The sequence below is a fragment of the Pyxidicoccus sp. M6 genome (genome assembly GCF_055568925.1).
The window spans coordinates 9,325,128-9,350,467 of sequence record NZ_CM145714.1 but is presented as its reverse complement, the minus strand read 5'-3'; the positions used below and the strand labels follow the sequence as shown (position 1 = coordinate 9,350,467).

Sequence of the window (25,340 nt, the reverse complement as noted above, 5' to 3'; positions counted from 1 at the left end):
AGCCGTGCCGCGTCCGGGCGAGGCTCGCGCCTACGCCGAGCGCTTCACGTTCTTCGTGGCGTCGACCAGCACCTTCGCGAAGGTGAGCTGGCCGTTGCCGGCGTCCGCCTGGATGTGGTCCCCGGGGACGAACTCGCCGCTGAGCACCTTCATCGCGAGCGGATCCAACAGGTACTTCTGCACGGCGCGCTTCAGCGGCCGGGCGCCGTACGTCGGGTCGTAGCCACGCTCCGAGAGGAAGTCGTGGGCCTTGTCCGTCAGCTCCAGCGTCAGTCGCTTGTCGGCGAGCAGCTTCGACAGCCGGCCGAGCTGCAGGTCGACGATGCGGTGGATGTCCTTCTTGCGCAGCGGCTCGAAGACGACGATTTCGTCCACGCGGTTGAGGAACTCCGGGCGGAAGTGGGCGCGCAGCGCTTCCATCACCTCGTCGCGCGTCTTCTCGTCCAGCTCGTCCTTGCCCGCCATGCCGGCCTGGATGTCCTGCGAGCCCAGGTTGGACGTCATGATGAGCACCGTGTTCTTGAAGTCCACCGTGCGGCCCTGGCTGTCGGTGAGCCGGCCCTCGTCGAGAATCTGGAGGAGGACGTTGAACACGTCATGGTGCGCCTTCTCGATTTCGTCGAAGAGCACCACCGTGTACGGCCGCCGGCGCACCGCCTCGGTGAGCTGGCCGCCCTCCTCGTAGCCGACGTAGCCCGGAGGCGCGCCGACCAGTCGCGAGACGGCGTGCTTCTCCATGTACTCGGACATGTCGATGCGGACCATGGCCGAGTCGTCGTCGAAGAGGAACTCCGCCAGCGCCTTGGCCGTCTCCGTCTTGCCCACGCCCGTGGGGCCCAGGAAGATGAACGAGCCGATGGGCCGGTTCGGGTCCTGCAACCCGCTGCGCGCGCGGCGCACGGCGTTGGACACGGCTTCAATGGCGCTGCGCTGACCGATGACGCGCTTGACGAGCCGATCCTCCATGTGGACCAGCTTCTGGACCTCGCCCTCCATCAACTTGGAGACGGGGATGCCCGTCCACTTGGCCACCACCTCGGCGATGTCCTCGGCGTCCACCTCCTCCTTGAGGAACTTCTGGTTCTTCTGCAGCTCGGAGAGCTTCTCGTTCTGCGCCTTCAGCTCCTTCTCCAGCGAGGGAATCACGCCGAACTTCAGCTCCGCGGCCTTGTTCAAATCCCCCTGACGCTCGGCCGCCGCCTGGTCGTTCTTCGCCTTCTCCTGCTTCTCCTTCAGGGTGCGGATGGCGCCGATGGCCGACTTCTCCGCGTCCCAGTGCGCCTTGAGGGCGTTGAACTTCTCGCTCAGGTTGGCCAGCTCCTTCTCAATCTGGCCCAGGCGCTCCTGCGAGTGCGGGTCCGTCTCCTTCTTCAGGCCCTCCTTCTCAATCTGGAGCTGCGTCATCTTCCGGCGCACGTCGTCCAGCTCCGTGGGCATGGAGTCGATTTCGATGCGCAGGCGGCTGGAGGCCTCGTCGACGAGGTCGATGGCCTTGTCCGGGAGGAACCGGTCCGCGATGTAGCGGTGGCTGAGCGTGGCGGCCGCGACGAGGGCGTTGTCCTGGATGCGCACGCCGTGGTGCACCTCGTAGCGCTCCTTCAGGCCGCGGAGGATGCTGATGGTGTCGTGCACGCTGGGCTCGCCCACCATGACGGGCTGGAAGCGCCGCTCCAGGGCCGCGTCCTTTTCGATGTGTTTGCGGTACTCATCCAGCGTGGTGGCGCCGATGCAGTGCAGCTCGCCGCGCGCCAGCGCCGGCTTGAGCATGTTGCCCGCATCCATGGCGCCTTCCGCCTTGCCCGCGCCGACGATGGTGTGCATCTCGTCGATGAAGAGGATGACCTCTCCGGACGCGTCGGAGACTTCCTTGAGCACGGCCTTGAGGCGCTCCTCGAACTCGCCGCGGTACTTCGCGCCGGCCACCATGGCGCCCAGGTCCAGGGACACGAGCCGCTTGTTCTTCAGGCTCTCGGGCACGTCGCCGTCGACGATGCGCCGCGCGAGACCCTCGGCAATCGCCGTCTTGCCCACGCCCGGCTCACCGATGAGCACGGGGTTGTTCTTCGTGCGCCGGCTGAGCACCTGGATGCAGCGGCGGATCTCCTCGTCGCGGCCGATGACGGGGTCCAGCTTGCCGGAGCGCGCCGCCTCCGTCAGGTCGCGGCCGTACTTCTCCAGCGCCTGGTAGGTGGACTCCGCGTCCTGGCTCGTCACGCGGGCCGAGCCGCGAATCTCCTTGAGGCCCGCGAGCACGCGCTCACGCGTCACGCCCGAGGACTTCATCACCTCGCCCACCGCGCCCTTGTCGTGCGTCAGCGCGAGCAGCAGGTGCTCCGAGGAGACGAACTCGTCCTTGAGGGACTTGGCCTCGTCCTCGGCCTTGTCGAACGTCTTGAGCAGGCGCTGGCTGAGGACGGCGCTCTCGCCGCCCTGCATGCGGGGCTGCTTCTGCAGCGCCTCACCGAGCCGGGCCGCGAAGAGCTTCGCGTCCGCGCCAATCTTCCGAAGCAGGGGCTCGACGATGCCGTCTTTTTGACCCAGGAGCGCTGTCGCCAGGTGCTCCGGCTCGTACTGCGGGTTGTCCGCCCGCCGGGCAAGCGACTGGCCTTCCTGGATCGCCTCCTGCGCCTTCACCGTGTATTTGTCGAGTCGCATGTCAACAACGTAAGAGCCAACCCCCCCTTGGCAAGTTGGCGCGGTGCGTCGGATGTCTGCCCCTCGTGGAATACTTTGGGTTGCTGGTAGCAACCGGGCTTTCACGGAGCTGGGGTTGCCATGTGGGCCCGGGCCCGGTATAGGCGGCGCCCATCCCTCGGGGGGCTGAACCTGGAAGCGCACGGCGGTTATCTCGTACGACTCGAAAGCCTGGGCGGGCTGGAGCTTCTCCGGCTGGCGCGTGAGGCCCTGGCGCTGGATGGCGCCACCGGCGCCACGGGCCTGCAGGTGACGGTGAACCGGCGCCGCAAGGTGGTGCGCATCGCGTACGTGGGCCCCTTCACCGCCGGACGGCAGGGCGCGCACTGGTACGCGGCCCACCACGCGCTGGCGAGGCTGTTGTCCCGAGCCGCCAATGTCACGGTGCAGGCCTACGTCTATGATCCGGACGAGGGCGAGGAAGTCATCGCCTACGGCAACGGCCGGCGCGTGGGCGGCGAGCGGGTGGTCTACGAGGACGTGGAGCTGCCCGGGCGTCCCGAGGACGTGGACGAGGCGGCCTTCACGCGGATGCAGGAGCGCTGGCCGATGGGCCACCTGGCCTACGTCTTCGGCCTCACGCGCAAGGAGCTGCTGCGCCTGCCCATGACGGTGCCGGGCCGGGTGCTGCTGCCGCTGGAAGGCTCGGACGAGGAGAGCGCCGCGGCGCTGGAGGCCCTGCTGCCGGGCGCGCAGGTGCCGTTCCTCGGGCCGGACGCCGCCTGAAGCAGCGCCCTCGCGCGCCTAGTCCTCTTCGGGCTCCGGATCTCTCGCGAGGACTGCGTCGCGCACGGAGTCGCTGCGGAAGTACTGGCCGAGCAGGGCGAAGGTGCCCGCGATGATGGCCGTCCCGAGCACGGAGGCGGCCACGGCCATCGAGGGAACGGTGCTCACCACCTGCGTGCCCACCTCGTCCTGATACACGGGCAGGTGGCGGAGGCCCTCCGCCATGGCGATACCCATGCGCCGAGCCACCACGGCGAGCTGGGCTCCGTCGATGGTGCGCAGCACGGCCACGACGAGAGCGGCCCTGCCGAGCATCCGCCGCATGCCCTCGCGGGGCAGGCCGTCCGGACGGAGCATGCGCGCCGCGGCCACGAAGACGAAGGCACACGCGATGGAGAGCACCCCCATCAGCACGATGCGAGGCTCCCGCATGGGCTCGAGGGCGGAGAAGTGCGTCCGCACCACCGTCTCCATGATGGCCTTGTCGCCCATCCAGGTGGGGTAGTCGAGCTCGAGCTGCCGGTCACGCGACTCGTAGAAGTGCTCGAGCTGCGTGGCCTCGCTCAGGGCGGACCAGCCGGTGAGGGCGGCGAGCACGAGGCTCACCAGGGCTGCGAAGCGGATGCCGCGAGGCAGCCCGCCCGAACGGGAAGCAGACACCGTCACCGCTTGCTCGCCTCCACGAAGCGCAGGCGCAGGTCCGTCAGGAGCCCGTCGAAGAGCTTCTCCTCCTCGGGCGTGAGGTTCCCCTTCGTCTTCGCGCGCAGCATGGAAAGCAGGTCCAGGTTCTGCCGGGCCAGCGGCAAGTCCTTCACCGTCTGGCCCGTCTCCGGGTTGGGAGCGTCACCGAGGTAGATGAGCACCGCGGTGCCCAGCCCCACGATGAAGGTGCTGAAGGAAATGGACTCTTCGGACGCGGAGCGCGCTTCCCCCCGCATCACGAAGGTCTCGCCGCGCTTCTCGTCCCCGGAGCTCATGCGGAGGCCGAACCCTCGTCGGTGGAGGTCTCGTCGGACGTGTCCTCATCGGACTCGTCCTCGTCCTCGTCGATCTCGTCCTCCTCCTCCTCGTCGTCCTCGAAGTCGTCCACGTCGCCGAGCATCAGCGTCTCGATGGGGACGGCCTTCTCCGCCACGTCGGGCAGGCCCTTGAGGTGGCGATCGTACGCCTTCTCGTCCAGGTGGCCGGAGCGCAGGTAACGCTCGGCCGTGCGCTTGTCGAGGTACTTCGGGTCCGCCGTATCCGCCATGTTCAAATCCTCAGAATTGCTTGGAAAACAGCGCGCCACCTTATAGCAGGGAGGGCGCCTGTCAACGCCGCCGAGCCGTCTTCCAGAGCCGATGAACGCACCGCCCCGCAACATGCTTCCCCGAGGCCCCTATCTTCTCTGCGACGACACCGTGCTCCCGGATGTTCCGCTGGTGGACAAGGCGGCGCGGCTGCTGGCCGGTGGCGCCCGGGTGATGCAGCTGCGCATGAAGCGCACACCGCCCCGGGCCGCGCTGGCCGCCGCGCGCGAGGTGACGGCGCTGTGCCACCGCGCGGGGGCGCTGTGCCTGCTCAATGACCGGGTGGACCTGGCGCTGCTGGCGGGGGCGGACGGGGTGCACGTGGGAGACGAGGACCTCCCACCGGAGGCCGCGCGCGAGCTCCTGGGGCCCGGCCGGCTGGTGGGCGTGACGGTGCGGGGCGTGGAGGGAGCGAGGGCGGCGCGGGACGCGGGCGCGGACTACGTGGGCGTGGGGCCGCTCTTCGCCACGATGACGAAGCAGGTGGGGGCGCCGGTGCTGGGGCTGGAGGACTTCGCCGCGGTGGTGAAGGGCAGTCCGCTGCCGGTGGTGGGCATTGGCGGGGTGAAGCTCGGGAACATCGCTCGGGTGGCGGCGACGGGGGCGCATGGCGCGGCGGTGGTGTCCGACGCCCTGCTCGCCAAGGACATCGCCGAGCGGGTGCGGCAGCTGGTGGCCGCGTTTGAACAGGGCGGGACGGGGGACTAGCCTCGCGCGCCCAGGAGCCCCATGAACAACCATCCGCGACACCACGGGCCGCCGCCGCGCCGCCCCAACATCGGCATCACTCCGGACTGGAGCCAGCCCGAGGACCAGCCCTTTGCCCGCTATGAGCTGAAGGTGCCGTACTCGGACGCGGTGATGCGCACCGGGGGCCTGCCCTTCGTGCTGCCGTACACGGACGACCCCACGTGCGTGGAGGCGTACCTGGACCGCGTCTCCGGGGTGCTCATCACCGGTGGCGCGTTCGACATCCCGCCCGAGGCATATGGCGAGACGGCGCGCGAGGGGCTGGGCACGCTGAAGGAGGGGCGCACCGCGTTCGAGGCGGCGCTGATGCGCGGCGCGCTCAAGCGGAACATGCCGGTGCTGGGCATCTGCGGCGGCATGCAGTTGCTCAACGTGGTGCTGGGCGGGACGCTGTTCCAGGACATCGGCCGCGAGGTGCAGGGTGCTCGCGAGCACGAGCAGAAGCATGACCGCACGCAGCCGCAGCACCCGGTGGAGGTGAAGAGCGGCACGCTGCTGGCGGAGGCGGTGGGGCACGGCCAGTTGATGGTCAACTCCACGCACCATCAGGCGGTGCGCGCGGCGGGCAAGGACGTGGTGGTGTGCGCGGTGGCGCCGGATGGCGTGGTGGAGGCCATTGAGTCCACCGCACATGCCTTCGCCGTGGGCGTGCAATGGCACCCCGAGTACATGGCCACGACGATTCCGGTGCACACGGGGCTGTACAAGTCCTTCATCCAGAAGGCGCGCGAGCACCGGCGGTGACTCCGCGCGTCCTCCTGCTGGCGGGGCACGAGCCCACGGGGAGGGCGGGACTGCTCGCGGACTTGTCGGCCGTGCTGGAGCGAGACGGGCTGCCGGTGGCGGTGCCCCTGGCGCAGACGGCGCAGGGCTTGAAGACGTTCTCGTGGGTGGCCTCGCCGTCGCGCGTGGTGGCGGCGCAGATTGCCGCCGCGCGCGAGCTGGGGCCGCTGCACGCGGTGAAGTGGGGCATGGTGCCCGGCTCCGCGCAGTTGTCCGCCGCACGCGCGGCCCTGAATGGCGAGGACGCGTGGTGGGTGGTGGACCCGGTGGTGCGTACGTCGCGCGGGCAGGTGCTGTCGCGACTGTCTCCGAAGACGTACCTGTCGCTGGCGGGCCCGCGCGTGGTGCTCACGCCGAACCTGGATGAGGCGGGATGGCTCCTGGGCGGGTCCGCGCCGCGCTCGGTGGAGGAGGCCTCGGAGGCGGCCGCCGCGCTGGCTCGGTATGGCTTTGGCGCGGTGTTGGTGAAGGGCGGGCACCTGCCGGGGGATGCAGGACTGGCGGACGTGCTCGCCACACCCGAGCGCGTGCGCGTGCTGCGAGGTGAATGGCTGGAGCGCGCGCCCGAGAGACGTGGCACCGGGTGCCGATTGGCCTCGGCGCTGGCGACGGAGCTGGGGCGGGGCCGCACGGTGGAGTCCGCGGTGCGCGCGGCGCGCGGGCTCGTGGTGCGTTACCTGCGCGCGGGGTAGGGCAGGGCAACTGCTCGCTGCGGCTGCGCTGCTCTCGACGCGAAGGCTGTCCGCGAGACGCTCCAGGTTGCCTGGAGCGTCGCGGGGCGCCTACTCGCTGCGGCTGCGGCTCTCGAAGCGGGTGTACTCGGAGAGGAACACCAAATCGATGGAGCCCACGGGGCCGTTACGCTGCTTGGCGATGATGAGCTCCACGGGGATGACGGTGCTGGAGCGCGCGGCCGACTCTCCGCCCTCGCCGCCTTCCTCCGTCTCCTCGCGGTGGATGAACATCACCACGTCGGCGTCCTGCTCGATGGAGCCGGACTCACGCAGGTCCGACAGCATGGGCTTGCCACCCTTGCGCTCCTCCACCTTACGGTTGAGCTGACTGAGCGCGATGATGGGCACCTCCAGCTCCTTCGCCAGCTGCTTGAGCGCGCGGGAGATTTCCGCCACTTCCAGCTGGCGGCTCTCCACCTTGCCCTTCTGGTGCATGAGCTGGAGGTAGTCGATGACCAGCAGCGACAGCCGCGGGTCCTTCTGCTTCACGCGCCGCGCCTTGGCGCGCAAATCGAACGGGGACAGACCGCCGGAGTCGTCGATGTAGATGGGCGCGTTGTAGAGCGCGCCCGCCATCTCCTGGAACTTCTCCTCGTCGTGCGGTGTGAGCCGGCCGCCGCGAAGCTTCTTCATGTCCACGCGCGCGGTGGACGCGAGCAGACGCATGAGGAGCTGGTCGGCGGGCATTTCGAGGCTGAAGATGCCGACGGCCTTGTTCTCCTTCAGCGCCGCGTGCACCGCGATGTTCATCGCGAAGGACGTCTTGCCGATGCCGGGACGCGCCGCGAGGATGATGAGCTCGCCCGCGTGCAGGCCCGTGAGCTGGTTGTCCAGGTCGATGTAGCCGGTGGACAGGCCCGTTATGCCCGTGGCCGCCGCCTTCATCTTGTCGAGCAGGTCGAGCGTCTGCTCCATCAGCTCGCTGACCGGGCGCAGGTCTCCCTCGCGCTTCTTCTCCGCGAGGAGGAACACCTTGCGCTCGGCCTCGTCGAGCAGCACCTCCAGCTCGCCCGTCTCCGAGCTGGCCAGCTCCTGAATCTCCCGGCCCACGTTGGCCAGGCGACGGCGGATGGCCTGGTCCTTGACGATCTGCGCGTACTGGACGGCGTTGGACGCCAGCGGCACCACCTGGTCCAGCCGCATCAGGTACGCGGGGCCGCCCACGGCGACGAGCTGCCCCAATACCTTCAGCTCTTCGGCCAGCGTCAGGTGGTCGACCTGACGGGACTGGCCGTCCAGCCGGATCATCGCCGCGAAAATCTGCGCGTGTGCGGGGCTGGAGAAATCGTCGGCGCTGACCGCCTCCGCCACGGCGGCGATGAGCGTGTTGTCCGCGAGCACCGCGCCCAGCACTGCCCGTTCGGCCGCCAGGTCCTCGTGAACCCGCCGGCCATCTCTTGTGTCGAGGACGTTTTCCATGGCTGCCTGCTCACTCTACAGGCGGCTCTGACGTGGCCCCAATTTTCTGCGACAGGGCGCAACCGACCTGTAGCACCGGGTGGGAGCAGGGCGGCGGCCCTACCCCCTGGCTCACCCCGCCATTCCCCATCTTTCGAGGAAGGCTTCACGCCACGTGCGGCTGAGCACCACCGTGGTGCCGTCCTTGAGGACGAGGATGCCGTCGCCGTGCGTCCAGGGCTCCAGCTTCGCCACCGCGTCCAGGTTGACGATGTCGCCCCGGTGCACGCGGACGAAGCGCGCCGGATCCAACCGCTCCTCCAGCGCGCGCAGGCTCTGGCGGACGAGGTGCTCGCCCTGCGCGGTGTGGAGGCGCACGTACTTGTCCTCGGAGGACAGGCGCCACACGGTGTCCAGCTTCAGCGGCACCCAGGCCTCGCCCACCTTCACGACGAGCCGCTCCAGCGGGCGCGCGGGCGTGGCGCGGGACACGTCTTCGAGGAGCGCCTGGACGCGGCCGGACTCGCGCTCGCCGGCGCCGAGCAGCGCATGGGCCTTGTCGAGCGCCCGGCCGAAGCGGGCCGCGTCGTAGGGCTTGAGGAGGTAGTCCACCGCGTGCGCGTCAAAGGCCTTGAGGGCGAAGGCGTCGTAGGCGGTGGAGAAGATGACGGCGGAGCAGGCGTCCGGGCCGAGCGCCTCCAGCACCTCGAAGCCGGTGAGCCCCGGCATCTGCACGTCGAGGACGAGCAGGTCTGGACGCAGGGCCTCCACCCGCGCGAGGGCGTCCGTGCCGTCCACGGCTTCCCCCGCGAGCAGGAAACGCGAGTCGTCCGCGAGCAGCCGCTTCACCTTGGCCCGTGCGGGGGCTTCGTCGTCGACGACGAGCACGCCGAAGCGCTTCATGCAGCCACCTCGCGAGGCAGCCACAGTGACACGCGCGCGCCACCTTCAGGCCCCTGCCCGCGCTCCAGCCGTGCCCGTCCGCCGTGCAGCAACGCGAGGATGCGCTCCAGGTGCGCCAGCCCCACGCCGGGCCCCTTCGCGGGCGACGCCTCTCCGAAGCCACGCCCGGTGTCCTCCACCTCGAGCCACCAGCCCGGCCCGTCGTCGCGGGCGCGGATGCGCACCTCCAGCGGCTCGCGGCGGTCCTGGTTGTGCTTCACCGCGTTCTCCACCAACGCCTGCAGCGCGAAGCAGGGCACGCGCGCCGCGTCCAGTCCCGGCGCCACGTCCCAGCTCACCCTCACGCGCTCACCGAAGCGCGCGGCCAGCAGGGCGACGAAGCGCTCCGCATGCGTACGCTCCTCCGCCAGCGTCCACGTGGCGTCCTTCCGCTCCAGGCTGGCGCGCAGCAGGCCGCCCAAATCACTCAGCAGCCGGTCCGTGCGCGCCAGGTCCTCGTACATCACCGAGCTGATGGTGTTCAGCGCGTTGAAGAGGAAGTGCGGGTGGAGCTGGCCGGTGAGCGCCTGGAGCCGCGCCTCGCGCAACTCGCTCTCCAGTGTGGCCTCGCGAACCACTCGCGCCTGCCGCTCCTTCCAGGCGTTGAAGAGCCGCTGCAGCACCGAGCCCACCGCGTACACGATGAGGTCCTTCTGCGCCTCCATGGGGATGCGGAAGGTCAGGTCTCCATAGTCATACGTGCCCAGCCCGAGCAGCGTGTAGAGCGGGTAGCGCGGCGGCACCATCGCCACCATGTGCAGTGTGGTGAAGAGCAGGTAGCCCACCACGTGGATACCCAGGAAGCGCGCCCAGCCAACGCTCGGCCCCGGGGCGTTGAGCACCGCGGCGTGGAGGATGGGCAGCGCCACCCAGACTCCCAGCGCCCCGGTGATTTCCCAGACGAACGGTTCCAGGACGTGCACCGAGCCGCCATTGCCACGGATGGTGAACCACACCGTCATCCCGTTCCACAGCCCCACTCCCAGGAAGAGCGCGAACAGCCCCAGCGCGGGCTTCGCGCGGATGCTCGGCCACTGCCAGCGCAAGGCGTGAGGGGAGGTGCCGTCGGTGGGGAGGGAAGCCATGGGCGCCTCAGGCAGTATGCCCCGCCTCCACCGTCCGCGGGGGCACGGGCCGGGCGGCGCGCGGCTTCATCCCGAAGCACGGCCGCAGGAGGGGCACCCGAGCCACAGCCTCCGTCAGCGCCCACGTCAGGGCGAAGGACACGACGAGCACCAGGCCGAAGAGCGTCACCGTCCCCACGGGAAGCGGGAGGAACGCGTAGCCCACGACGACGATGACCGTCTGGTGGAGGATGTAGAAGGGGTACGACAGCTCCTGCGCGTGCTTCAGCCAGGGCCGGCGGACGTGGATGCGCGAGCGTGCCCAGGCCAGCGCCGTGAGGATGAAGAACCAGAGCGCCGACTGGGCGCCGAGCATCTCCGGCACCAGGGCGAACTCGTCCGGCGGGAACATGATGGCGAACAGGAGGATGCTCACCACGAGCAATTCGTGCCGCCGCTCCACGAGCGAGTCCCACACGCGAGGGCAGCGGCCGAGCAGGTGGCCCATGAGGAACAGCAGGCCGTAGTGGCCGAACGTGCGCGGGTCATCGAAGAGCGCGTGCGTCGTGGGGTACGCGTGCAGCAGCAGCGCGTTGAGCGCGAGCGGGACGAACAGCCACACCACGTTCCACTTGCGGCACAGCCAGCCCTCCACGTGCGAGAGGAAGGCCTGCCCGCGCTTGGTGCCCAGCGCCCAGAAGAGCGGCAGCGCGAGCACGCAGTAGACGAAGAGGTACGCGACGAACCAGAGGTGGTGCCAGCTGAAGCTGCCGGCGGGGTAGGGCACGAGGTCGAACACCGACGGGTAGAACTCCGCGTAGCTCCCGTGGAAGCGGCCGCGGAACAACTGCTCGACGTAGATCTGCGGCGGCACCACGATGAAGATGCCGAACACCAGCGGCCCGAAGAGCCGCTTCACGCGGTCCTTCGCGAACGCCCCCACCGAGCGCCGACGCAGCGCCAGCGCCGTGCCCACGCCGGAGATGAGCATCAGCAGCGGCATGCGCACGTGGTGCAGCACCTCCATGGGCGGCTCCAGCCACGTGAGCGCCTCGGCGCTCTTCACGTGCCAGTCCCACCGGTTGAACATCATCCCCGTGTGGAAGAAGTGCAGCAGCAGGATGCACACCACCCGGAGCCAGTCCAGGTCGGGGCGGTGGTCGTCAACGGCGGCGGCGCGCGGTGCGGCAGTGCTCATGGGTGAGCCTCCTTCCGCTCTGGGATACGCACCGCGCGCCGGACGCTCCACGCGGATGTCGCGGGACGGACCGGGCACGGCGCGAGCCGGACGGGAGGCGGAGCCCCGCGAAAAGCAGAAGGCCGCCCGGGTTGCCCCGGACGGCCTTTGCGAACTTCAGTGACGAAGGGCGATGACTACTCGGCCACCACGTCGACCTTGATCTTCGCCGTCACCTCGCGGTGCAGGCGCAGCTCCACCTCGAAGCTGCCCGTCGACTTGATGGGCTCGGGCAGGTGGATGGCACGGCGGTCCACCGTCTGACCCTGGGCGGCAACGGCCTCGGCGATGTCCAGCGCGGTGACGGAGCCGAACAGCTTGTCCTGCTCGCCGACCTTGCGCTTGATGGTCACCTTGATGCTGCCGATCTTCTTGGCCTGATCCTCCGCCGCGCCCTTCAGCTTGGCGTTGCGGGCGGTCATGACCGACTTCTCGTGCTCGAGCTGGCGCATGTTCTGCTCGCTCGCGAGCACCGCCTTCTTGCGAGGCAGCAGGTAGTTGCGGCCGAAGCCGTCCTTCACGGTGACGAGGTCCCCGGACTTGCCGAGGTTGTCGATGTCCTCACGCAGAATGACCTTCATGTTCAGTCTCCTGTGCGGACCGGCGGCTAGCCGACCACCGCGTTGTAGGGGAGGAGCGCGATGCCACGGGCGCGCTTGATGGCCACCGCCACCTCGCGCTGGTGCTTCGCGCAGTTGCCGGAGATGCGGCGGGGGATGATCTTGCCGCGCTCCGTGACGAAGTACTTCAGGGTCGCCTGGTCCTTGAAGTCCACCGTGGCGTTCTTCTCGGCGCAGAAGCGGCAGACCTTCTTGCGGCCGAAGCCGCGGCCACCGCGCTTGTCCTCGTCGCCACCCATCCCGCCGCGGTCGTCGCCACCGCGCCCGCCGCGGTCCTCACGACCACCGCGGTCGCCGCGGTCGCCACCACGGCCACCGCCGAATCCACCGCCACCACCGCCGCCGAAGCCGCCCGTCCGGCCGGCCGGAGCAGCGCCCGTCTTGTTCTCAGTTCCGTTGCTCATGAGCGTTCTCGATTCCTGGGTTGGTCCCTAAGGGAATTGACCCGGTGGCCTTCTCAGGCCTCCTCGGTCGACTCCTCCTCCGACTCGCCACCGCCCTCATCGCCGCCGCCGCGGAAGCCACCCTCGCGCTCGGCAGGGGCGCCGCCCGGACGGGTCTCCTCGACGTCGCCGGCCAGCTTCAGGTCCTCGAGGACCGGACGCGTCTCGGGGTCCACCTCTTCGGCGACCTTCACGGAGATGTAGCGGGACACCTCGTCGAAGTTGCGGAGGTTGCGCTCCACCTCGGCCACCAGCTTGGAGTTACCCAGGTAGCTGGCGTGCACGTAGATGGCGCGGGGCTGCTTCGCCACGGGGAACAGGGTCTTCTTCTTGCCCCACACCGTGAAGCGGATCAGCTTGCCACCCTCACGGCCAACGATGCCGCGGACGCGCTCCTTGAGCTTGTCCACGTTGTCGTCCGTCAGGTCCGGCTTGACCAGGAAGATGGTCTCGTACTCACGAAGCCGCGTCGCGGCCTGCGTCTCAGCCATGTTTTCTCTCCCCTTGGGGTCGAGTGCCCCCCGGACAATCCGAGGAGCGGGGAAACGGTCAGCGAGGCCGAAGCCCGCGCCGCCGGGGATGGGAAACCGCGCGCCCATCACCTTCGCGCTACGTCCCGTGCACGAACACGGGAAGCTGTGAAAGAACATCCCACCTGGCGGGTGCCCGATGGGGGAACGCGCCTTCTAGGAGCGGGCCCCCTCCAAGTCAAGCGGCCGGAAGCGCCTGGACGCCTGCCTGCCCTCACGCCTTCCGGTTGAACCGGTTCATGGCGACGGAGAGGCCGTCCCGAATCCAGCACTCCGTGATGTCCATGGAGCGGCCGATGAGCTCTTCCAGCTGCCGGCGCTCGCCGTCGTCGAAGCCGGAGAGGACGTAGCCGGACACTCGCTCCTTGGCATTGGGCCCCTCCGGCTTGCCGATGCCGAAGCGCAAGCGGATGAACGCCTCCGCGCCCAGGCTGGAGACGATGCTCTTCAGACCGTTGTGGCCGCCGCTGCCGCCGCCCGCCTTGAGCTGGAGCCGGCCGAAGGGCATGTCCAGCTCGTCGTGAATGACGAGCACGTCTTCCACGGGGATTTTGTAGAAGCGCGCGGCCTCTCCCACCGAGCGGCCCGACAGGTTCATGAACGTCTGCGGCTCCAGGAAGAGGACGCGCTCACCGGCCAGCGTGCCCTGGCCCACCCTGGCGGCGAACTTCTCCTGGTTGAGCTCCGCACGCGCCCGGGACAAGAGTGCCTCCACCACCATGAACCCGATGTTGTGCCGGTGCCGCTCGTACTCGCGCCCCGGGTTGCCCAGCCCGACGATGAGCTTCATGCGAGGCTCCGAAACGGAAACGGGGCCAGCCCCTTGTGAGGACCAGCCCCGCTCCAGAAGGGTTGCGTACGACGAAGCCTACTTCTTCGCCGGGGCCTTGGCCGCGGCAGCCGGAGCCGCCGCCGCCTTGTCGCCCGCCTTGGCCGCCGGAGCCGCGGCAGCCGCCGCCGGAGCCGCCGCCGCCGCAGCAGCCGCCGGAGCAGCCTCGACCGCCTCGGGCGCGCTGAGGACGGCCACGGTGTAGTTGACGTTCGTCTTGATGGAGACGCCCGAGGGCAGCTTCACGTCGTTGACGTGCATGGCCTCGGCAATCTTCATCGGCGTGACGTCCACTTCAATCTTCTCGGGGATGGCGTTCGGCAGCGCCCAGACCTCGAGCTCGCGGCGGACCTGGGTGAGCAGACCGCCGTCGGCCACGCCCGCCGCCTTGCCGGTGAGCACGAGCGGGACGTTGACCTTCACCGGCTCGGTCTCACGCACGCCGATGAAGTCGACGTGGAGGATTTCGCGGGAGACGGGGTCCATCTGGTAGTCCTTCAGGAGGACCTGATGGGTGTCACCGCCCAGCTTGATCTGGATGAGGGTGTTGAACTTGTGCGGGGTGTTGATGGCCACGCGGACGGACTTGGGGTCCACCGCGAGGTGCACCGGCTTGGCCAGGTGCTTGCCGTAAACGACGGCGGGAACCAGACCCTGCGCGCGCAGGCGGCGGGCAACGCCCTTGCCGGCGCCCTCACGCGGCTTGGCCTCGAGAGTGCTCTTGTCGACGGACATGGAAAAACCTCACGAAAGGGGACTGCGGTTGCCAGCGGTCACCCCGGCGCCCTCGGCATCCCGCCCCAGTGGCGGGCCCCGATGACGGCGCCCCTACGCGTAAGGGGACCGATGGAGGAGGGTGCACATGCCAGCCGGAGGGCCTGGAGTCAAGCCGCCCGGCTGGCAGGCGTGCGCCAGCTCAGACGAAGAGCGAGCTGAGCGAGTCGGCGCGGTGGATGCGGGCGATGGCCTCGCCGAAGAGGCGCTCGGTGGTGAGCACGCGAATCTTCGAGCAGGCCTGCGCCGCGGGCGACAGCGGCACCGTGTCCGTGAACACCACCTCCTCCAGCACGGAGTCGGTGATGCGCTGAATGGCCGGGCCCGAGAGGATGGGGTGGACGGCGTAGGCCACCACGCGGCGCGCGCCCTTGGCCTTCAGCGCGGCGGCCGCCTGGGCGAGCGTGCCGGCGGTGTCCACCATGTCGTCCACCAGGACGGCGTCCTTCCCATTCACGTCGCCGATGAGGTTCATCACCTCGGAGGCGTTGGGACGCGGGCGGCGCTTGTCGATGATGGCTAGGCCCGTGTTGAGCCGCTTCGAGTACGCGCGGGCGCGCTCCACGCCGCCGGCGTCCGGCGAGACGATGACGATCTCCTGCGAGTCCGGGAAGCGCTTGCGCAAATCCTCCAGGAACACCGGCGAGCCGTAGAGGTGGTCCGAGGGGATGTTGAAGAAGCCCTGAATCTGCCCGGCGTGCATGTCCATGGACACCACGCGGCCAGCGCCGGCGACCTCGAGGAGGTCGGCGATCAGCTTGGCCGTGATGGGCGTGCGCGGGGCGACCTTCCGGTCCTGCCGGGCGTAGCCGTAGTAGGGCATGACGGCGGTGATGGAGCCGGCGCTCGCCCGCTTGAGGGCGTCGCACATGATGAGCAGCTCCATCAGGTGGTCGTTGGCCGGCGGGCACGTGGACTGGAGGATGAAGACGTCATGACCGCGGACGTTCTCTCCAATCTCGACGTGGATTTCCCCGTCGGAGAAGCGACCGACCTCCGCCTTGCCCAGCGGGCGCTTGAGGTACTCGCAAATGCGGTGTGCCAGGCCGGGATTCGAGTTCCCGGCGAAGACCTTGAAGTCACGCGGCTGCATGGTGGGGCCGCTGACTAACCTGGACACGGGTGGAAGGGAAGTCGTTAGTCCAGGTCCGCTGGCGCGGAGACGAGCATCCCGCTTTGCGCCTGATGCAGGTGTCTCTCGTACTCGATGAGGATGACGCGCTCCATCTGGCTGCGCGTATCCGCGTTGAGCGGGTGAGCAATATCCTTGTACGTCCCATCCTTCCTCTTCTTTGCCGGCATCGCGATGAACAGCCCCGAGGAGCCGTGGATGACCTTCAAATCGCGAATGACGAAGCAATGATCCAGGGTGATGGTGACGTACGCCTTGAGCTTGTCCTCTTCGACCGGAAACACCCGGACGTCGGTGATGTTCATGGTCCCCCCCCGAACCCGAAAGGTCGGAGCTGAAGGGAAGCCTGGGACATACCGGGTGTAAAATGCAAGCGGGGACACGAGTGACCCGGGGGCCAATGTTCAACCTCCCCACAGTCCACCGCTCTACCGGTGGGGTCAGCGGCCGGCGACGGGCCAGTGAAGGACCAGGTGGGTCAGGAAGGCGAGGTGGTAGACCACGATGATGCCGTACACGACGGCGCCCGCCCTGATGGCGATGCGGCTGGCCGGCAGCTGCCGGTGGAGGCAGAGCAGCCAGAGGCCGGCATTCACGATGACGAGCTTGGAGAACATGAAGAAGAGCGGGGACTGCTCGTAGGCCAGCCGCATGAGGGGGTTGAGCTCCTCGGCCACTCCGAGCTGGAGGAAGAGCAGGGTGAAGAGCCCGTCCATCAGGTTCAGCATCAGCAGCGCCACCGAGGCCGGTGACACGTAGAACGACGCCCTGCTGCTCCAAGCCGCGTCCTGCACCTGCTCCATCGTCGCCGCCACGCCTGCCTCCCGCGCCCGTTCACACCCAACCGGGAGGAGCCTCTTTCAAGAGGCTTGCCAGCGCCGCGCGGGCCCTACCGGAAGCAGGCGGGCAGGCGGGCTGGAGTGGGACGAGACACGCATGGGGAGGGGTGGGCTGAAAGTTGACTCCCATGGGGGTGTGGCAGACTATCCGCGCCCTTTCCGCCCCCTGCCCGCGAGCGCTTCCTTGCACCAATTCCCCAAAGATATCGGGTGGATAGAGGTCATCTGCGGCTCCATGTTCTCCGGCAAGACGGAGGAGTTGATCCGCCGCGTCCAGCGCGCCCTGTACGGCAAGCAGAAGGTGCAGGTCTTCAAGCCGCGCATCGACAACCGGTACGACGACACGGCGGTGGTGAGCCACTCGCAGCTCAAGGTGACGTCCACGCCCATCGACCGGGCTGAAGAGATTTTTTACCGGTTGGCCGCCGACACCCAGGTGGTGGGCATCGACGAGGTGCAGTTCTTCGGCGTGGAAGTGGTGGCCGTCGTACAGGCGCTCGCCAACAAGGGCCTGCGGGTCATCTGCGCGGGGCTGGACCAGGACTACCAGGGGCGGCCCTTCGAGCCGATGCCGCAGTTGATGGCGGTGTCCGAGTACGTGACGAAGGAGCTGGCCATCTGCGTCGTCTGTGGGAATCCGGCCAATCGTTCGCAGCGCATCGTGTCCAGCGGTGAGCGCGTGGTGGTGGGCGCGGCCGGGGCGTACGAGCCGCGCTGCCGCAAGTGCCATGTGCCGGAGCCGACAGAAGGCACCCCGCCGCAGACACTCAAGCTGTTCGACTGAGGCCCGCCGTGTTGTCCGCCCGGGCCTTACGGTCCGAGGCCCCGGGCGAGAGGAGCCGACCGAATGCGCGACACCCTGTACGCCAACGTACCCTTCCGGCTGAACGAGATGACCCACCACTATGGACCTCACGTCCACCTGGTGGGAAATCCGTTCCTCCTCTCGCAGCTGGCGACGCTGTGCTCCAAGGGCGTCATCCAGCCGCAAATCAACCGGCTGGTGGAGCTGCTCTACACCGACCTGGTGAAGACGGTGGTGAACGCCGAGTTCCCCCGGAAGATGGTGAGCCTGCCCACCCGGATGATTGATTACACGCCGAACGGGCTCTACCAGGGCGAGGTCATCGACCCGCAGGTGCGCGTCGTCACGGTGAACATCGCCCGTGCGGGTACGCTGCCGTCGCAGGTGACGTATGACTTGATGAACACCACGGTGGACCCGACGCTGGTGCGCCAGGACCACATCATCATGAGCCGCATGATTGACGCGGCGCAGGCGGTGGTGGGCTCGGAGATTGGCGGCGCGAAGATTGGCGGCGACGTGGATGACGCCTTCGTGCTCTTCCCGGACCCGATGGGGGCCACGGGCGGCAGCCTGTCCACGGCGATTACGCTCTACAAGAACAAGGTGCCGGGGCGTCCCCGGCGCATCATCACCCTGAACCTCATCATCACGCCGGAGTACCTGCGGCGCATGACGAAGGACCATCCGGACGTCATCATCTACGCGCTCCGGTTGGACCGGGGCATGTCCCCGCCGGAGGTGTTCGGCACGGAGCCGGGCGCGCTCTGGGAGAAGGAGCGGGGGCTGGATGACCGGCAGTACATCGTCCCCGGAGGAGGCGGCTTCGGGGAGATCATGAACAACGCCTACGTGTAGCGAAGGAGCAGGCCTTGGCGTTCTACGAGTCGCAAGTCGGCGTCCTGATTTCCGAGGACAAGTTGCAGGCGCGCGTGCGGGAGCTGGCCGCGGAGATTACGCGCGACTACGCGGGCAAGGACCTGACCATCATTTGCGTGCTGAAGGGCTCGGTGTTCTTCGCGATGGACCTGGCGAAGAACATCGACCTGCCGCTGAAGCTCGAGTTCCTCGGCGTGTCCAGCTACCAGGGTGGAACGGAGACGACGGGCGAGGTGCGCATCACCACGGACGTGAGCAAGCCCATGGCGGGCAAGCACCTGCTCATCATCGAGGACATCATCGACACCGGGCTCACCATGCAGTTCCTGCTGGAGAACCTGCGGGCGCGGCACCCGGCGTCGCTGAAGCTGTGCTCGCTCTTGGAGAAGCCGGCGCGGGCGCGGACGAAGGTGGACATCGACTACAAGGGCTTCGTCATCGACGACCACTTCGTCGTCGGCTACGGGCTCGACTATGCCGAGACGTACCGGAACCTGCCGTTCATCGGCGTGATGAAGGGGAAGTAGGCCTTCTGGCCGTCGTGGGTGGGCGGCGCTGCGAGGGCTCCTCGCGGAGGCCGCCCCACCGGCCATGAGGCGGGTGGCCCTGTCGCCACCGGGTTGCCGTGCTCACTGTCTCCCATGGGACTGCTTGTGCCGTGAGGCACCGGCCGTGGGCAGCCGCGGCGAGGGGCCTCGCGGAGTGAGGCTGCGCATGGCTGCATCCACGGTGGAGTCGGCCCCGGTCCGTGTCGGGGGCGAAGAGGCGTTCCGCAAGTACCTGGCGGAGCTGGTGGGGACCTTCGTGCTGGTGCTCGGAGGCGTTGGCGCGGCCGTGCTGGCGGGAGGGCGCATCGGCTTCCTGGGCGTGTCGTTCGCGTTCGGCCTGTCGCTGCTGGCGATGGTGTACACGGTGGGGCCCATCTCCGGCTGCCACGTCAATCCGGCGGTGACGCTGGGGCTGCTGCTCACGGGAAAGATGGAGTCCCGCCATGCGCTCGGCTACGTGGTGGCCCAGTGCGTGGGGGCGACTGTCGCGGCCGGCGTGGTGCTGCTGATTGCGCGGGGGATGCCCGGGGGCTACTCGGCGGTGGAAGAGGGGCTGGCGTCCAACGGATTCGGCGTCGCCTCGCCCGAGGGCTACGGCATGAGCGCGGCCTTCCTCACCGAGGTGGCGCTCACGTTCCTGCTGGTGCTGACGGTGCTGGGCGCCACGGATGCGCGCGCGCCGGTGGGCTTCGCGGGGCTGGCCATTGGCCTGGTGCTGACGCTCATCCACCTGGTGGGCATTCCGGTGACGAACACGTCGGTGAATCCGGCGCGCAGCCTGGGGCCGGCCGTGTTCGCGGGCGGCCTGGCGTTGAGCCAACTCTGGCTGTTCATCGTGGCGCCGCTGCTGGGAGGAGCAACGGCCGCCGCCGTGTACCGCACGCTGTTCCGTCCGGTGGCGCCGATTACGGCCACCACGGCGGAGCGGGCCACGGAGCGCGAGCGGGCGGAGCGGCTGGCGAGCGACCGGAGGGAGCACCGGACGCCGGTGTGAGCCCGGGCGCATTGGCGATGCGTGCGCCTCGCGCGGTTCGGGTGAAGGCAGCGGATGGAGCGTGCGTTCCACCTGCCCGCCAACGAAGCGCGCTGGGACATGCAGCATAATGAAAGGCATCGCGGCCTGCGGACGGAGCGTGCGGCCGGACGTACGACGGCGGCTCTCCGTGGGCCGGCACGCTTCACGCGGACCGTAGGCGGGCGTATACGGCGGATGTCGCGCACCCAGCTTGTGGGTGCCACGGAGTGGAGCCACCGCCATGCTCTTCGACCCGACCCGTCTCGCCGCGTTCATGCTGGCCGGCATCGCCCTCAACCTCACGCCCGGGCCTGACACGATGTACGTGCTGGCGCGGAGCCTCGGCCAGGGCCGGTCCGCGGGCGTGGTGTCCGCGCTGGGCATCGCCGCCGGGTGCCTGTTCCACATCGCCGCCGCGGCGCTGGGCCTGTCCGCGCTGCTGGCGACGTCCGCCCTGGCCTTCACCGTGGTGAAGTGGGTGGGCGCCGTCTACCTCGTGTGGATGGGCGTGCAGATGCTGCGCAGCAAGGCGGGCCCGGAAGCCGTGCAGGGCCTGCAGCCCACGAGCCTGTGGCGCATCTTCCGCGACGGTGTCGTCACCAACGTATTCAACCCGAAGGTGGCCCTGTTCTTCCTCGCCTTCCTGCCGCAGTTCGTGGACCCGGCGCGGGGCTCCACGGGAGCGCAGTTCGTCGTGCTCGGGTTGCTGTTCGCCTTCACCGGGACGGCGTGGCTCGTCTTCCTCGCGGGGGCGTCGGGCGCGTTCGGCGCGTGGCTGCGGCGCAACCCGCGCGTGGCCGCCGCGCAGAAGCGCGTCACCGGCGCGGTGTTCGTCGCGCTCGGGGCGCGGCTGGCGCTGCAGGGCAGGGATTAGCTCAGAAGGTCGTGGCGACGAGGAATGCCACGTAGAGGCCCCAGCCCAGGAAGGCGAGGTAGCACGGCACATTGAGCAGCCCCGCCCAGACGGGGTAGCGCTCGCGCCAGGGCAGGAGCAGGAGCTGGCCTCCCGCCAGGACGGGCACGGGCAGGAGGTTGATGGCGGCCATCTTCGCGCTGAGGAGGCCCCAGGCCCGGAGCAGCTCGCCGTGGCGCAGTATCTCGGCGAGGCGCTCGACGCGGCCGGGAAGGGCGGAGAGCTCGAAGGGCAGCGTGAAGCCGTGGAGGAACTGGCGGAGTCCCTCGGCGGCGCCCAGGCAGGTCATGGCGATGGCGACCTGCACCCCCCAGGGCAGGAGGATGACTGCGCCGTGCATGGGCAGTGAGAGCTCCTGGAGCCGGTTGCGCTGCGGTGCGTCCTCGGACACGGCCTCTTCCGTGAAGCCCACCGCGCTGGCGATGGCGAAGGGGCGGAAGGACCAGAGGATTCCGCCCAGGCGTGCCGCGAACAGGACGGGGCCGACGCCCAGGTCCACGAGCACGGGCCGCGCGCCGAGCGTGCTCGCCACCGCCGCCTGGGCCAGGGCCCAGAGCGCGTTGACGGCGAAGCAGAGCATCCAGAGCCAGAGGAGCGGGGCGAAGTGGTCCATGCGGTGACCCTCGTTCTAGCACGGCGCGGCGACGCCCCCCGGTGGGTGCGGCAAGCGCTGGTAGCCAGCGACTCGGGCAATTATGAGTGGGGCCCCGCGAGACATCCCATGCGCACCTGCCTGCTCTCCTTCGCCCTCCTCGTCGCACTCAGTGCCGCCGCCCAGCCTTCTCCGTCCCCGCTGGGGCGCGTGTCGCCCACCACCGGCCTCGTGCTGCGGGACGAGGTGGTGCTCTCCCTCATCCAGGAGAGCTCCGGCGACCGCATCCACGATGACGTGCAGCGGCTCGCGCTCCTCGCGCGGGACACGCAGGAGGGCTACGGCGCGGCGGCCACGTGGATGAAGGCCGCCGCCGAGGCCGCGGGGCTCCAGGACGTGCGCCTGGAGCCGATGAAGGACGGCCCGCAGTGGCGCGCCACTCGCGGCGAGCTGTGGGTGGCCGGGCCGCACAGGTACCGCGTGACTTCGTACGCCGACCTGCCCATGTCCCTGGCACCTGGCAGTGGCAGCTTCGAGGGCTCGGGCCTGGAGTTGGTCGACGTGGACACGGGCATGCGGGACGCGGACTACGCGGGCAAGGACGTGAAGGGCAAGGTCGTCCTCACGCGCGGCGCGCCGGGGTTCGCCGTGCGCAAGGCGGTGGGCGAGCGCGGTGCCGTGGGCGTCATCTCGTCGTACTCGACGCCGCCGTGGAATTGGCCCCATCGCCTGGACGGTGACTTCCCGGACCAGGTGGGCTGGTTCCACATCGCGCCGTCGCTGCTGCCGCCGGGCACGCGGATGCCCTTCGTGTTCATGGTTTCCGACCGCCAGGGGCGCGAGCTGCGCGCGCAGCTCCGGGCGGGCGACGTGAAGGTCGACGTGAGCGTCGCCACGGAGACTTCCACGGGGCACTACAACATCGTCAGCGGCGTCATCCCCGGTACGCGCTCCGGCGAGGAGGTCGTCCTCACCGCGCACCTGGACCACTACAAGCCCGGGGCCGATGACAATGCGTCGGGCTCGGCCACCGTGCTGGAGGTGGTGCGCACGTATGCCGCGCTCATCCGCCGGGGCGTGCTGCCGCCGCCGGTGCGCACCCTGCGCGTGCTGTGGCTGCCGGAGTTCGAGGGCACCCGCGATTGGTTCTCCCACCATGCGGATGACCCGGTGCGGCGGGTGGCCAACTTCAACTTCGACATGCTCGGCGCGAGTCTCACGCGGACGCACTCGCGCTTCATGGTGACGTACACGCCGGACTGGAATGCCAGCTTCGTGAATGCCGTGATCGAGTCCACCGCGGCCTTCATGAATCGCTTCAACAGGGTGGTGTACCCGCCGAGGAAGGACTTCCGCATCGGCTCCGTCACCGGCTCGCGAGACCCGCTGGACGCGCACATGGAGCGCTACAGCCGGGGGTCGGACCACCAGCTCTTCAACGACTACGGCATCCCCGGCGTGGCCTTCTCCACGTGGCCCGATGACGCCTACCACACCAGCGGTGACCGGACGGAGAACGTGGACCCCACGCAGTTGCACCGCGCCGCGTTCGCGGGCCTGGCCTCCGTCACCGTCGCCGCGTGGGCGGAAGGCGCGGACGCATTGGAAGTGGCGCGGCTGGTCTCGGTGCACGGCGTGCGGCGTGTGGCGGAGGATGAGTTCAATGCCCGCCGTGATCTGGCAGCGGCGGGGACCGCGGAGGTGCCCGAGGTGTACCGCCTGGCCCGCGCCGTGGTGCGTTCTGGCTACCAGCGTGAGCGCGAGGCCCTGCGCACCTGCGTGCCCCTGGGCGCGCCCGCTGCGTCGGTGCAGGCCCTGGTGAAGGGGCTCGAGGCCGCCGAGGCCCAGGCCCTGAAGCGACTGGAGGCGGACGGCAAGGCGCGCGGTGTGTCGCTGAAGGAGTCGGCTCCCTCCGAGGCCGAGCGCCGGGCGCGGGCCTTCGTTCCGCGTCGTGTGAAGGGGCAGGAGTTGGCTTCGTTCGATGAGGTGGCGGGCAAGGCTCGTCCGGAGGACAAGCCTCGGGTGGAGGCAGTGCAGGCCGCGATGAACGCCGCGACCACCGCCCTGCGGGAGCGCGGAGAGGACGAGCTGCGCTTCTTTCAACTGCCCGATGCCGTCGCGAGCTACGCCGATGGGAAGCGCTCCGTCGCGGACATCCGCGATGCGGCCTATGCCGAGTATGGCTACGCATTCCCCGTGGAGGAGCTCGTGGAGCTCTTCGGGTTGCTGGAGCAGGGCGGCGTCATGACGCGTGCCCGCTGAGCGAGACTCGTGGATGTGCTCGTGGACCTTTTCGGGTTGCTGGAGATGAGCGTCATGACGCGGGCCCGCATCCTGGTGATTGCCCTGGCATTGCTGGCGGGCTGTGTCTCGGCTCCTGCCATCAAGAGGACTTCTCCCGAGGTCCCAACGGCCGCTCCGTCCACGAAGCCCGCGCAGTCGCCAGCAGCGAGCCCCGCGTCGCCACCGTCCTCGCGCTACCGGCTGGAGAGCGTCGAGGTCATCGGCTCCCGTCGTTACTCGCGCGACGAGGTGCTCGCCGTCTTCGGCGTCCCCGAGGGCCGGGATGTGGACCTGGCGGATGGCGGGCTCTTCCGTGAGATGAAGCAGGGCAAGGAGCGGCTCCTGTCGCGCTTTTCCTTCGCGAAGGTCGGGTGCGGCTACACCACCTACGAGGACACCCACGTCCTGTATGTGACAGTGGACCTCGTGGACGTTGGGGACGAGTGGCGCATCGACTTCGCTCCGGCTCCCGACGGTGCACCGGAGGACCCGGACGGCCTCATCGTTGCCTGGGCGGACCTGGAGAAACAGACCGGAGCGCTGTACCTCGCGGGGGAACTTCCCGTGGGGGAGGAGGGAACGTGCAAGGCCTTCCACTGCGGGACGGGCTTCGACCATCCCAAGCTCGCGCCCCTGGAGGCGCGCTTCATCACCGGCGTTCCGGCCCACTTCGAGGCGCTGGTGAAGGTGCTTCGCACCGAGAAGGACGAGTACCGGCGCTCGCTGGTGCCCTACCTGCTCGCGTATGGACGCACGCGGGAAGAGGTCGCGGAGGCGCTGCTGCCCTCGTTGCGAGATTCGAGCAGTGCGGTGCGCAACGGCGCGATGCGCGTACTGTGGCAGACGCAGCGGGGGGCCTCGAAGGCGCTCGTGCCGCTCGCGCCCGTGGTGCGCGCGCTGCATGGACCGACGTTGGCGGACCGGAACAAGGCTTCGGTCCTGCTCGGAGCGCTGGTGGAGAAGGATGCCTCGTTGCGGGACGCCGCCCTGCGGGACGCCGGGCCGTTGCTGGTGGAGATGGTGACGATGCGTTCGCGCTCGGACCGGGAGGGGGCCCTGCTCGCGCTGCAGGCCCTGGCGGGGCGTGACCTGGGCGAGGACCCGCGAGCGTGGAAGGACTGGGTGGAATCGACGCTCGCAAAGATGGGGGCAGGGGCGTCGGTTCGGAAGTGAGCCGACCGCTGGTGCTGGCCTCCACGGCCGGTCACCCGATGAGGGTGGGCAGGGCACAATGCCGGCACGGGAGGCGCCATGGCCACGCGGCGGGTGACTTCGAGGAAGACTCCGGGCCGTCGGCCCGCGATACGGCGGGCGCCTGCGAAGGGCGCAACTCCATCGACGAAGGCTCGGGGCCGTAAGGTCGCGACGCGGACGAAGACTCCGAGAGCGCCGGCTTCATCGGGCAAGGCTCCGAGCAGAAAGACCGCGGACCGGTCGAAGCATCCGGAAGGTCCGGTTCCCGCTGACGCGGAGACTCCGGTCCAGCTCGTCTTCCACGAGGTGGATGCGAAGCGCTGGGAT

Annotated in this window: 28 protein-coding genes; 11 read left to right on the top strand and 17 right to left on the bottom strand. The window is 69.2% G+C overall.

The genetic code is table 11. From position 1 onward, the window contains the following. Window positions 1-30: 30 nt before the first annotated feature. On the bottom strand, window positions 31-2,655 hold the full coding sequence (clpB, locus tag ACVTJA_RS36700) for an ATP-dependent chaperone ClpB (RefSeq protein WP_465826981.1): 2,625 nt from the start codon (window positions 2,653-2,655) through the stop codon (window positions 31-33). A gap of 120 nt (window positions 2,656-2,775) precedes the next feature. On the opposite strand from clpB, the gene ACVTJA_RS36695 reads away from it, so the two are divergent. Then, window positions 2,776-3,420: a hypothetical protein gene (locus tag ACVTJA_RS36695; protein WP_465826978.1), complete on the top strand. Its 645-nt coding sequence runs from the start codon at window positions 2,776-2,778 to the stop codon at window positions 3,418-3,420. Window positions 3,421-3,438: 18 nt separating this feature from the next. Here ACVTJA_RS36695 and ACVTJA_RS36690 read toward each other — a convergent pair whose 3' ends face one another. The 3 genes from ACVTJA_RS36690 to ACVTJA_RS36680 are packed head-to-tail and all read right to left on the bottom strand — an operon-like array spanning window position 3,439 to window position 4,669. Further along, window positions 3,439-4,086, bottom strand: a complete 648-nt coding sequence (locus ACVTJA_RS36690) for a hypothetical protein (RefSeq protein ID WP_465826976.1) — start codon at window positions 4,084-4,086, stop codon at window positions 3,439-3,441. Beyond that, entirely contained in the window at window positions 4,083-4,397 is a 315-nt protein-coding gene (locus ACVTJA_RS36685; RefSeq protein ID WP_465826974.1) for a DUF1844 domain-containing protein, read from the bottom strand. The genes ACVTJA_RS36690 and ACVTJA_RS36685 overlap by 4 nt, the downstream gene beginning before the upstream one ends. Further along, window positions 4,394-4,669: a hypothetical protein gene (locus ACVTJA_RS36680; protein ID WP_465826972.1), complete on the bottom strand. Its 276-nt coding sequence runs from the start codon at window positions 4,667-4,669 to the stop codon at window positions 4,394-4,396. The genes ACVTJA_RS36685 and ACVTJA_RS36680 overlap by 4 nt, the downstream gene beginning before the upstream one ends. Window positions 4,670-4,760: 91 nt before the next feature. On the opposite strand from ACVTJA_RS36680, the gene thiE reads away from it, so the two are divergent. The 3 genes from thiE to ACVTJA_RS36665 are packed head-to-tail and all read left to right on the top strand — an operon-like array spanning window position 4,761 to window position 6,934. Further along, window positions 4,761-5,417 (top strand): thiamine phosphate synthase, encoded by a 657-nt coding sequence (thiE, locus tag ACVTJA_RS36675; protein ID WP_465826968.1) that lies wholly within the window; start codon window positions 4,761-4,763, stop codon window positions 5,415-5,417. Between the two features lie 21 nt (window positions 5,418-5,438). Continuing rightward, a complete protein-coding gene (locus tag ACVTJA_RS36670) occupies window positions 5,439-6,203 on the top strand; it encodes a gamma-glutamyl-gamma-aminobutyrate hydrolase family protein (RefSeq protein ID WP_465826965.1) in 765 nt (254 codons plus the stop codon). Continuing rightward, window positions 6,200-6,934, top strand: a complete 735-nt coding sequence (locus tag ACVTJA_RS36665; protein WP_465826962.1) for a bifunctional hydroxymethylpyrimidine kinase/phosphomethylpyrimidine kinase — start codon at window positions 6,200-6,202, stop codon at window positions 6,932-6,934. Before ACVTJA_RS36670 ends, ACVTJA_RS36665 begins: the two co-directional genes overlap by 4 nt. Window positions 6,935-7,024: 90 nt before the next feature. On the opposite strand, the gene dnaB is transcribed toward ACVTJA_RS36665, so the two are convergent. The 12 genes from dnaB to ACVTJA_RS36605 form a co-directional block, all read right to left on the bottom strand. Further along, window positions 7,025-8,395: a replicative DNA helicase gene (dnaB, locus tag ACVTJA_RS36660; RefSeq protein WP_465826959.1), complete on the bottom strand. Its 1,371-nt coding sequence runs from the start codon at window positions 8,393-8,395 to the stop codon at window positions 7,025-7,027. 111 nt (window positions 8,396-8,506) lie between these two features. Beyond that, window positions 8,507-9,277, bottom strand: coding sequence for a LytR/AlgR family response regulator transcription factor (locus ACVTJA_RS36655; protein WP_465826956.1), 771 nt, complete (start codon window positions 9,275-9,277; stop codon window positions 8,507-8,509). Further along, entirely contained in the window at window positions 9,274-10,401 is a 1,128-nt protein-coding gene (locus ACVTJA_RS36650; RefSeq protein ID WP_465826952.1) for a sensor histidine kinase, read from the bottom strand. The genes ACVTJA_RS36655 and ACVTJA_RS36650 overlap by 4 nt, the downstream gene beginning before the upstream one ends. A 7-nt stretch (window positions 10,402-10,408) precedes the next feature. Beyond that, the gene (locus ACVTJA_RS36645; RefSeq protein ID WP_465826950.1) at window positions 10,409-11,578 is read right to left on the bottom strand and encodes an acyltransferase family protein; all 1,170 of its coding nucleotides are present in this window, start codon (window positions 11,576-11,578) and stop codon (window positions 10,409-10,411) included. Window positions 11,579-11,754: 176 nt separating this feature from the next. Further along, a complete protein-coding gene (gene rplI, locus ACVTJA_RS36640) occupies window positions 11,755-12,198 on the bottom strand; it encodes a 50S ribosomal protein L9 (RefSeq protein ID WP_465826947.1) in 444 nt (147 codons plus the stop codon). A 26-nt stretch (window positions 12,199-12,224) separates the two neighbouring features. Next, window positions 12,225-12,641 carry a 30S ribosomal protein S18 gene (gene rpsR / locus ACVTJA_RS36635; RefSeq protein WP_465826943.1) on the bottom strand — a complete coding sequence of 139 codons (417 nt, stop codon included), beginning with the start codon at window positions 12,639-12,641 and terminating at the stop codon, window positions 12,225-12,227. 53 nt (window positions 12,642-12,694) lie between these two features. Further along, on the bottom strand, window positions 12,695-13,171 hold the full coding sequence (rpsF, locus tag ACVTJA_RS36630; RefSeq protein WP_465826939.1) for a 30S ribosomal protein S6: 477 nt from the start codon (window positions 13,169-13,171) through the stop codon (window positions 12,695-12,697). A 253-nt stretch (window positions 13,172-13,424) separates the two neighbouring features. Beyond that, window positions 13,425-14,000, bottom strand: a complete 576-nt coding sequence (gene pth, locus ACVTJA_RS36625) for an aminoacyl-tRNA hydrolase (RefSeq protein ID WP_465826935.1) — start codon at window positions 13,998-14,000, stop codon at window positions 13,425-13,427. Between the two features lie 78 nt (window positions 14,001-14,078). Beyond that, window positions 14,079-14,774 (bottom strand): 50S ribosomal protein L25/general stress protein Ctc, encoded by a 696-nt coding sequence (locus ACVTJA_RS36620; protein ID WP_465826931.1) that lies wholly within the window; start codon window positions 14,772-14,774, stop codon window positions 14,079-14,081. 181 nt (window positions 14,775-14,955) lie between these two features. Further along, a complete protein-coding gene (locus tag ACVTJA_RS36615; RefSeq protein WP_465840613.1) occupies window positions 14,956-15,906 on the bottom strand; it encodes a ribose-phosphate pyrophosphokinase in 951 nt (316 codons plus the stop codon). 44 nt (window positions 15,907-15,950) lie between these two features. Further along, on the bottom strand, window positions 15,951-16,250 hold the full coding sequence (gene spoVG / locus ACVTJA_RS36610) for a septation regulator SpoVG (protein WP_206726123.1): 300 nt from the start codon (window positions 16,248-16,250) through the stop codon (window positions 15,951-15,953). 135 nt (window positions 16,251-16,385) lie between these two features. Next, entirely contained in the window at window positions 16,386-16,748 is a 363-nt protein-coding gene (locus tag ACVTJA_RS36605) for a DUF5658 family protein (RefSeq protein ID WP_465840611.1), read from the bottom strand. A gap of 220 nt (window positions 16,749-16,968) precedes the next feature. Between ACVTJA_RS36605 and ACVTJA_RS36600 the strand changes: the two genes are divergently transcribed. From ACVTJA_RS36600 to ACVTJA_RS36580, 5 genes are all read left to right on the top strand, one after another. Beyond that, entirely contained in the window at window positions 16,969-17,568 is a 600-nt protein-coding gene (locus ACVTJA_RS36600; protein ID WP_465826926.1) for a thymidine kinase, read from the top strand. Between the two features lie 63 nt (window positions 17,569-17,631). Beyond that, window positions 17,632-18,447: a uracil phosphoribosyltransferase gene (locus ACVTJA_RS36595; RefSeq protein WP_465826924.1), complete on the top strand. Its 816-nt coding sequence runs from the start codon at window positions 17,632-17,634 to the stop codon at window positions 18,445-18,447. A gap of 14 nt (window positions 18,448-18,461) precedes the next feature. Continuing rightward, a complete protein-coding gene (gene hpt / locus ACVTJA_RS36590) occupies window positions 18,462-18,995 on the top strand; it encodes a hypoxanthine phosphoribosyltransferase (RefSeq protein WP_465826923.1) in 534 nt (177 codons plus the stop codon). A gap of 187 nt (window positions 18,996-19,182) precedes the next feature. Next, entirely contained in the window at window positions 19,183-20,010 is an 828-nt protein-coding gene (gene aqpZ / locus ACVTJA_RS36585; RefSeq protein WP_465826920.1) for an aquaporin Z, read from the top strand. A gap of 262 nt (window positions 20,011-20,272) precedes the next feature. Further along, window positions 20,273-20,905: a LysE family translocator gene (locus tag ACVTJA_RS36580; RefSeq protein ID WP_465826918.1), complete on the top strand. Its 633-nt coding sequence runs from the start codon at window positions 20,273-20,275 to the stop codon at window positions 20,903-20,905. 1 nt (window position 20,906) lies between these two features. Here ACVTJA_RS36580 and ACVTJA_RS36575 read toward each other — a convergent pair whose 3' ends face one another. Next, window positions 20,907-21,557, bottom strand: coding sequence for a hypothetical protein (locus ACVTJA_RS36575; protein WP_465826914.1), 651 nt, complete (start codon window positions 21,555-21,557; stop codon window positions 20,907-20,909). 108 nt (window positions 21,558-21,665) lie between these two features. On the opposite strand from ACVTJA_RS36575, the gene ACVTJA_RS36570 reads away from it, so the two are divergent. Together ACVTJA_RS36570 and ACVTJA_RS36565 are read left to right on the top strand one after the other, a co-directional pair. Beyond that, the gene (locus tag ACVTJA_RS36570; protein ID WP_465826911.1) at window positions 21,666-23,798 is read left to right on the top strand and encodes a M28 family peptidase; all 2,133 of its coding nucleotides are present in this window, start codon (window positions 21,666-21,668) and stop codon (window positions 23,796-23,798) included. 21 nt (window positions 23,799-23,819) lie between these two features. Next, window positions 23,820-24,992, top strand: coding sequence for a hypothetical protein (locus tag ACVTJA_RS36565; RefSeq protein WP_465826907.1), 1,173 nt, complete (start codon window positions 23,820-23,822; stop codon window positions 24,990-24,992). The last annotated feature ends 348 nt before the right edge of the window (window positions 24,993-25,340 follow it).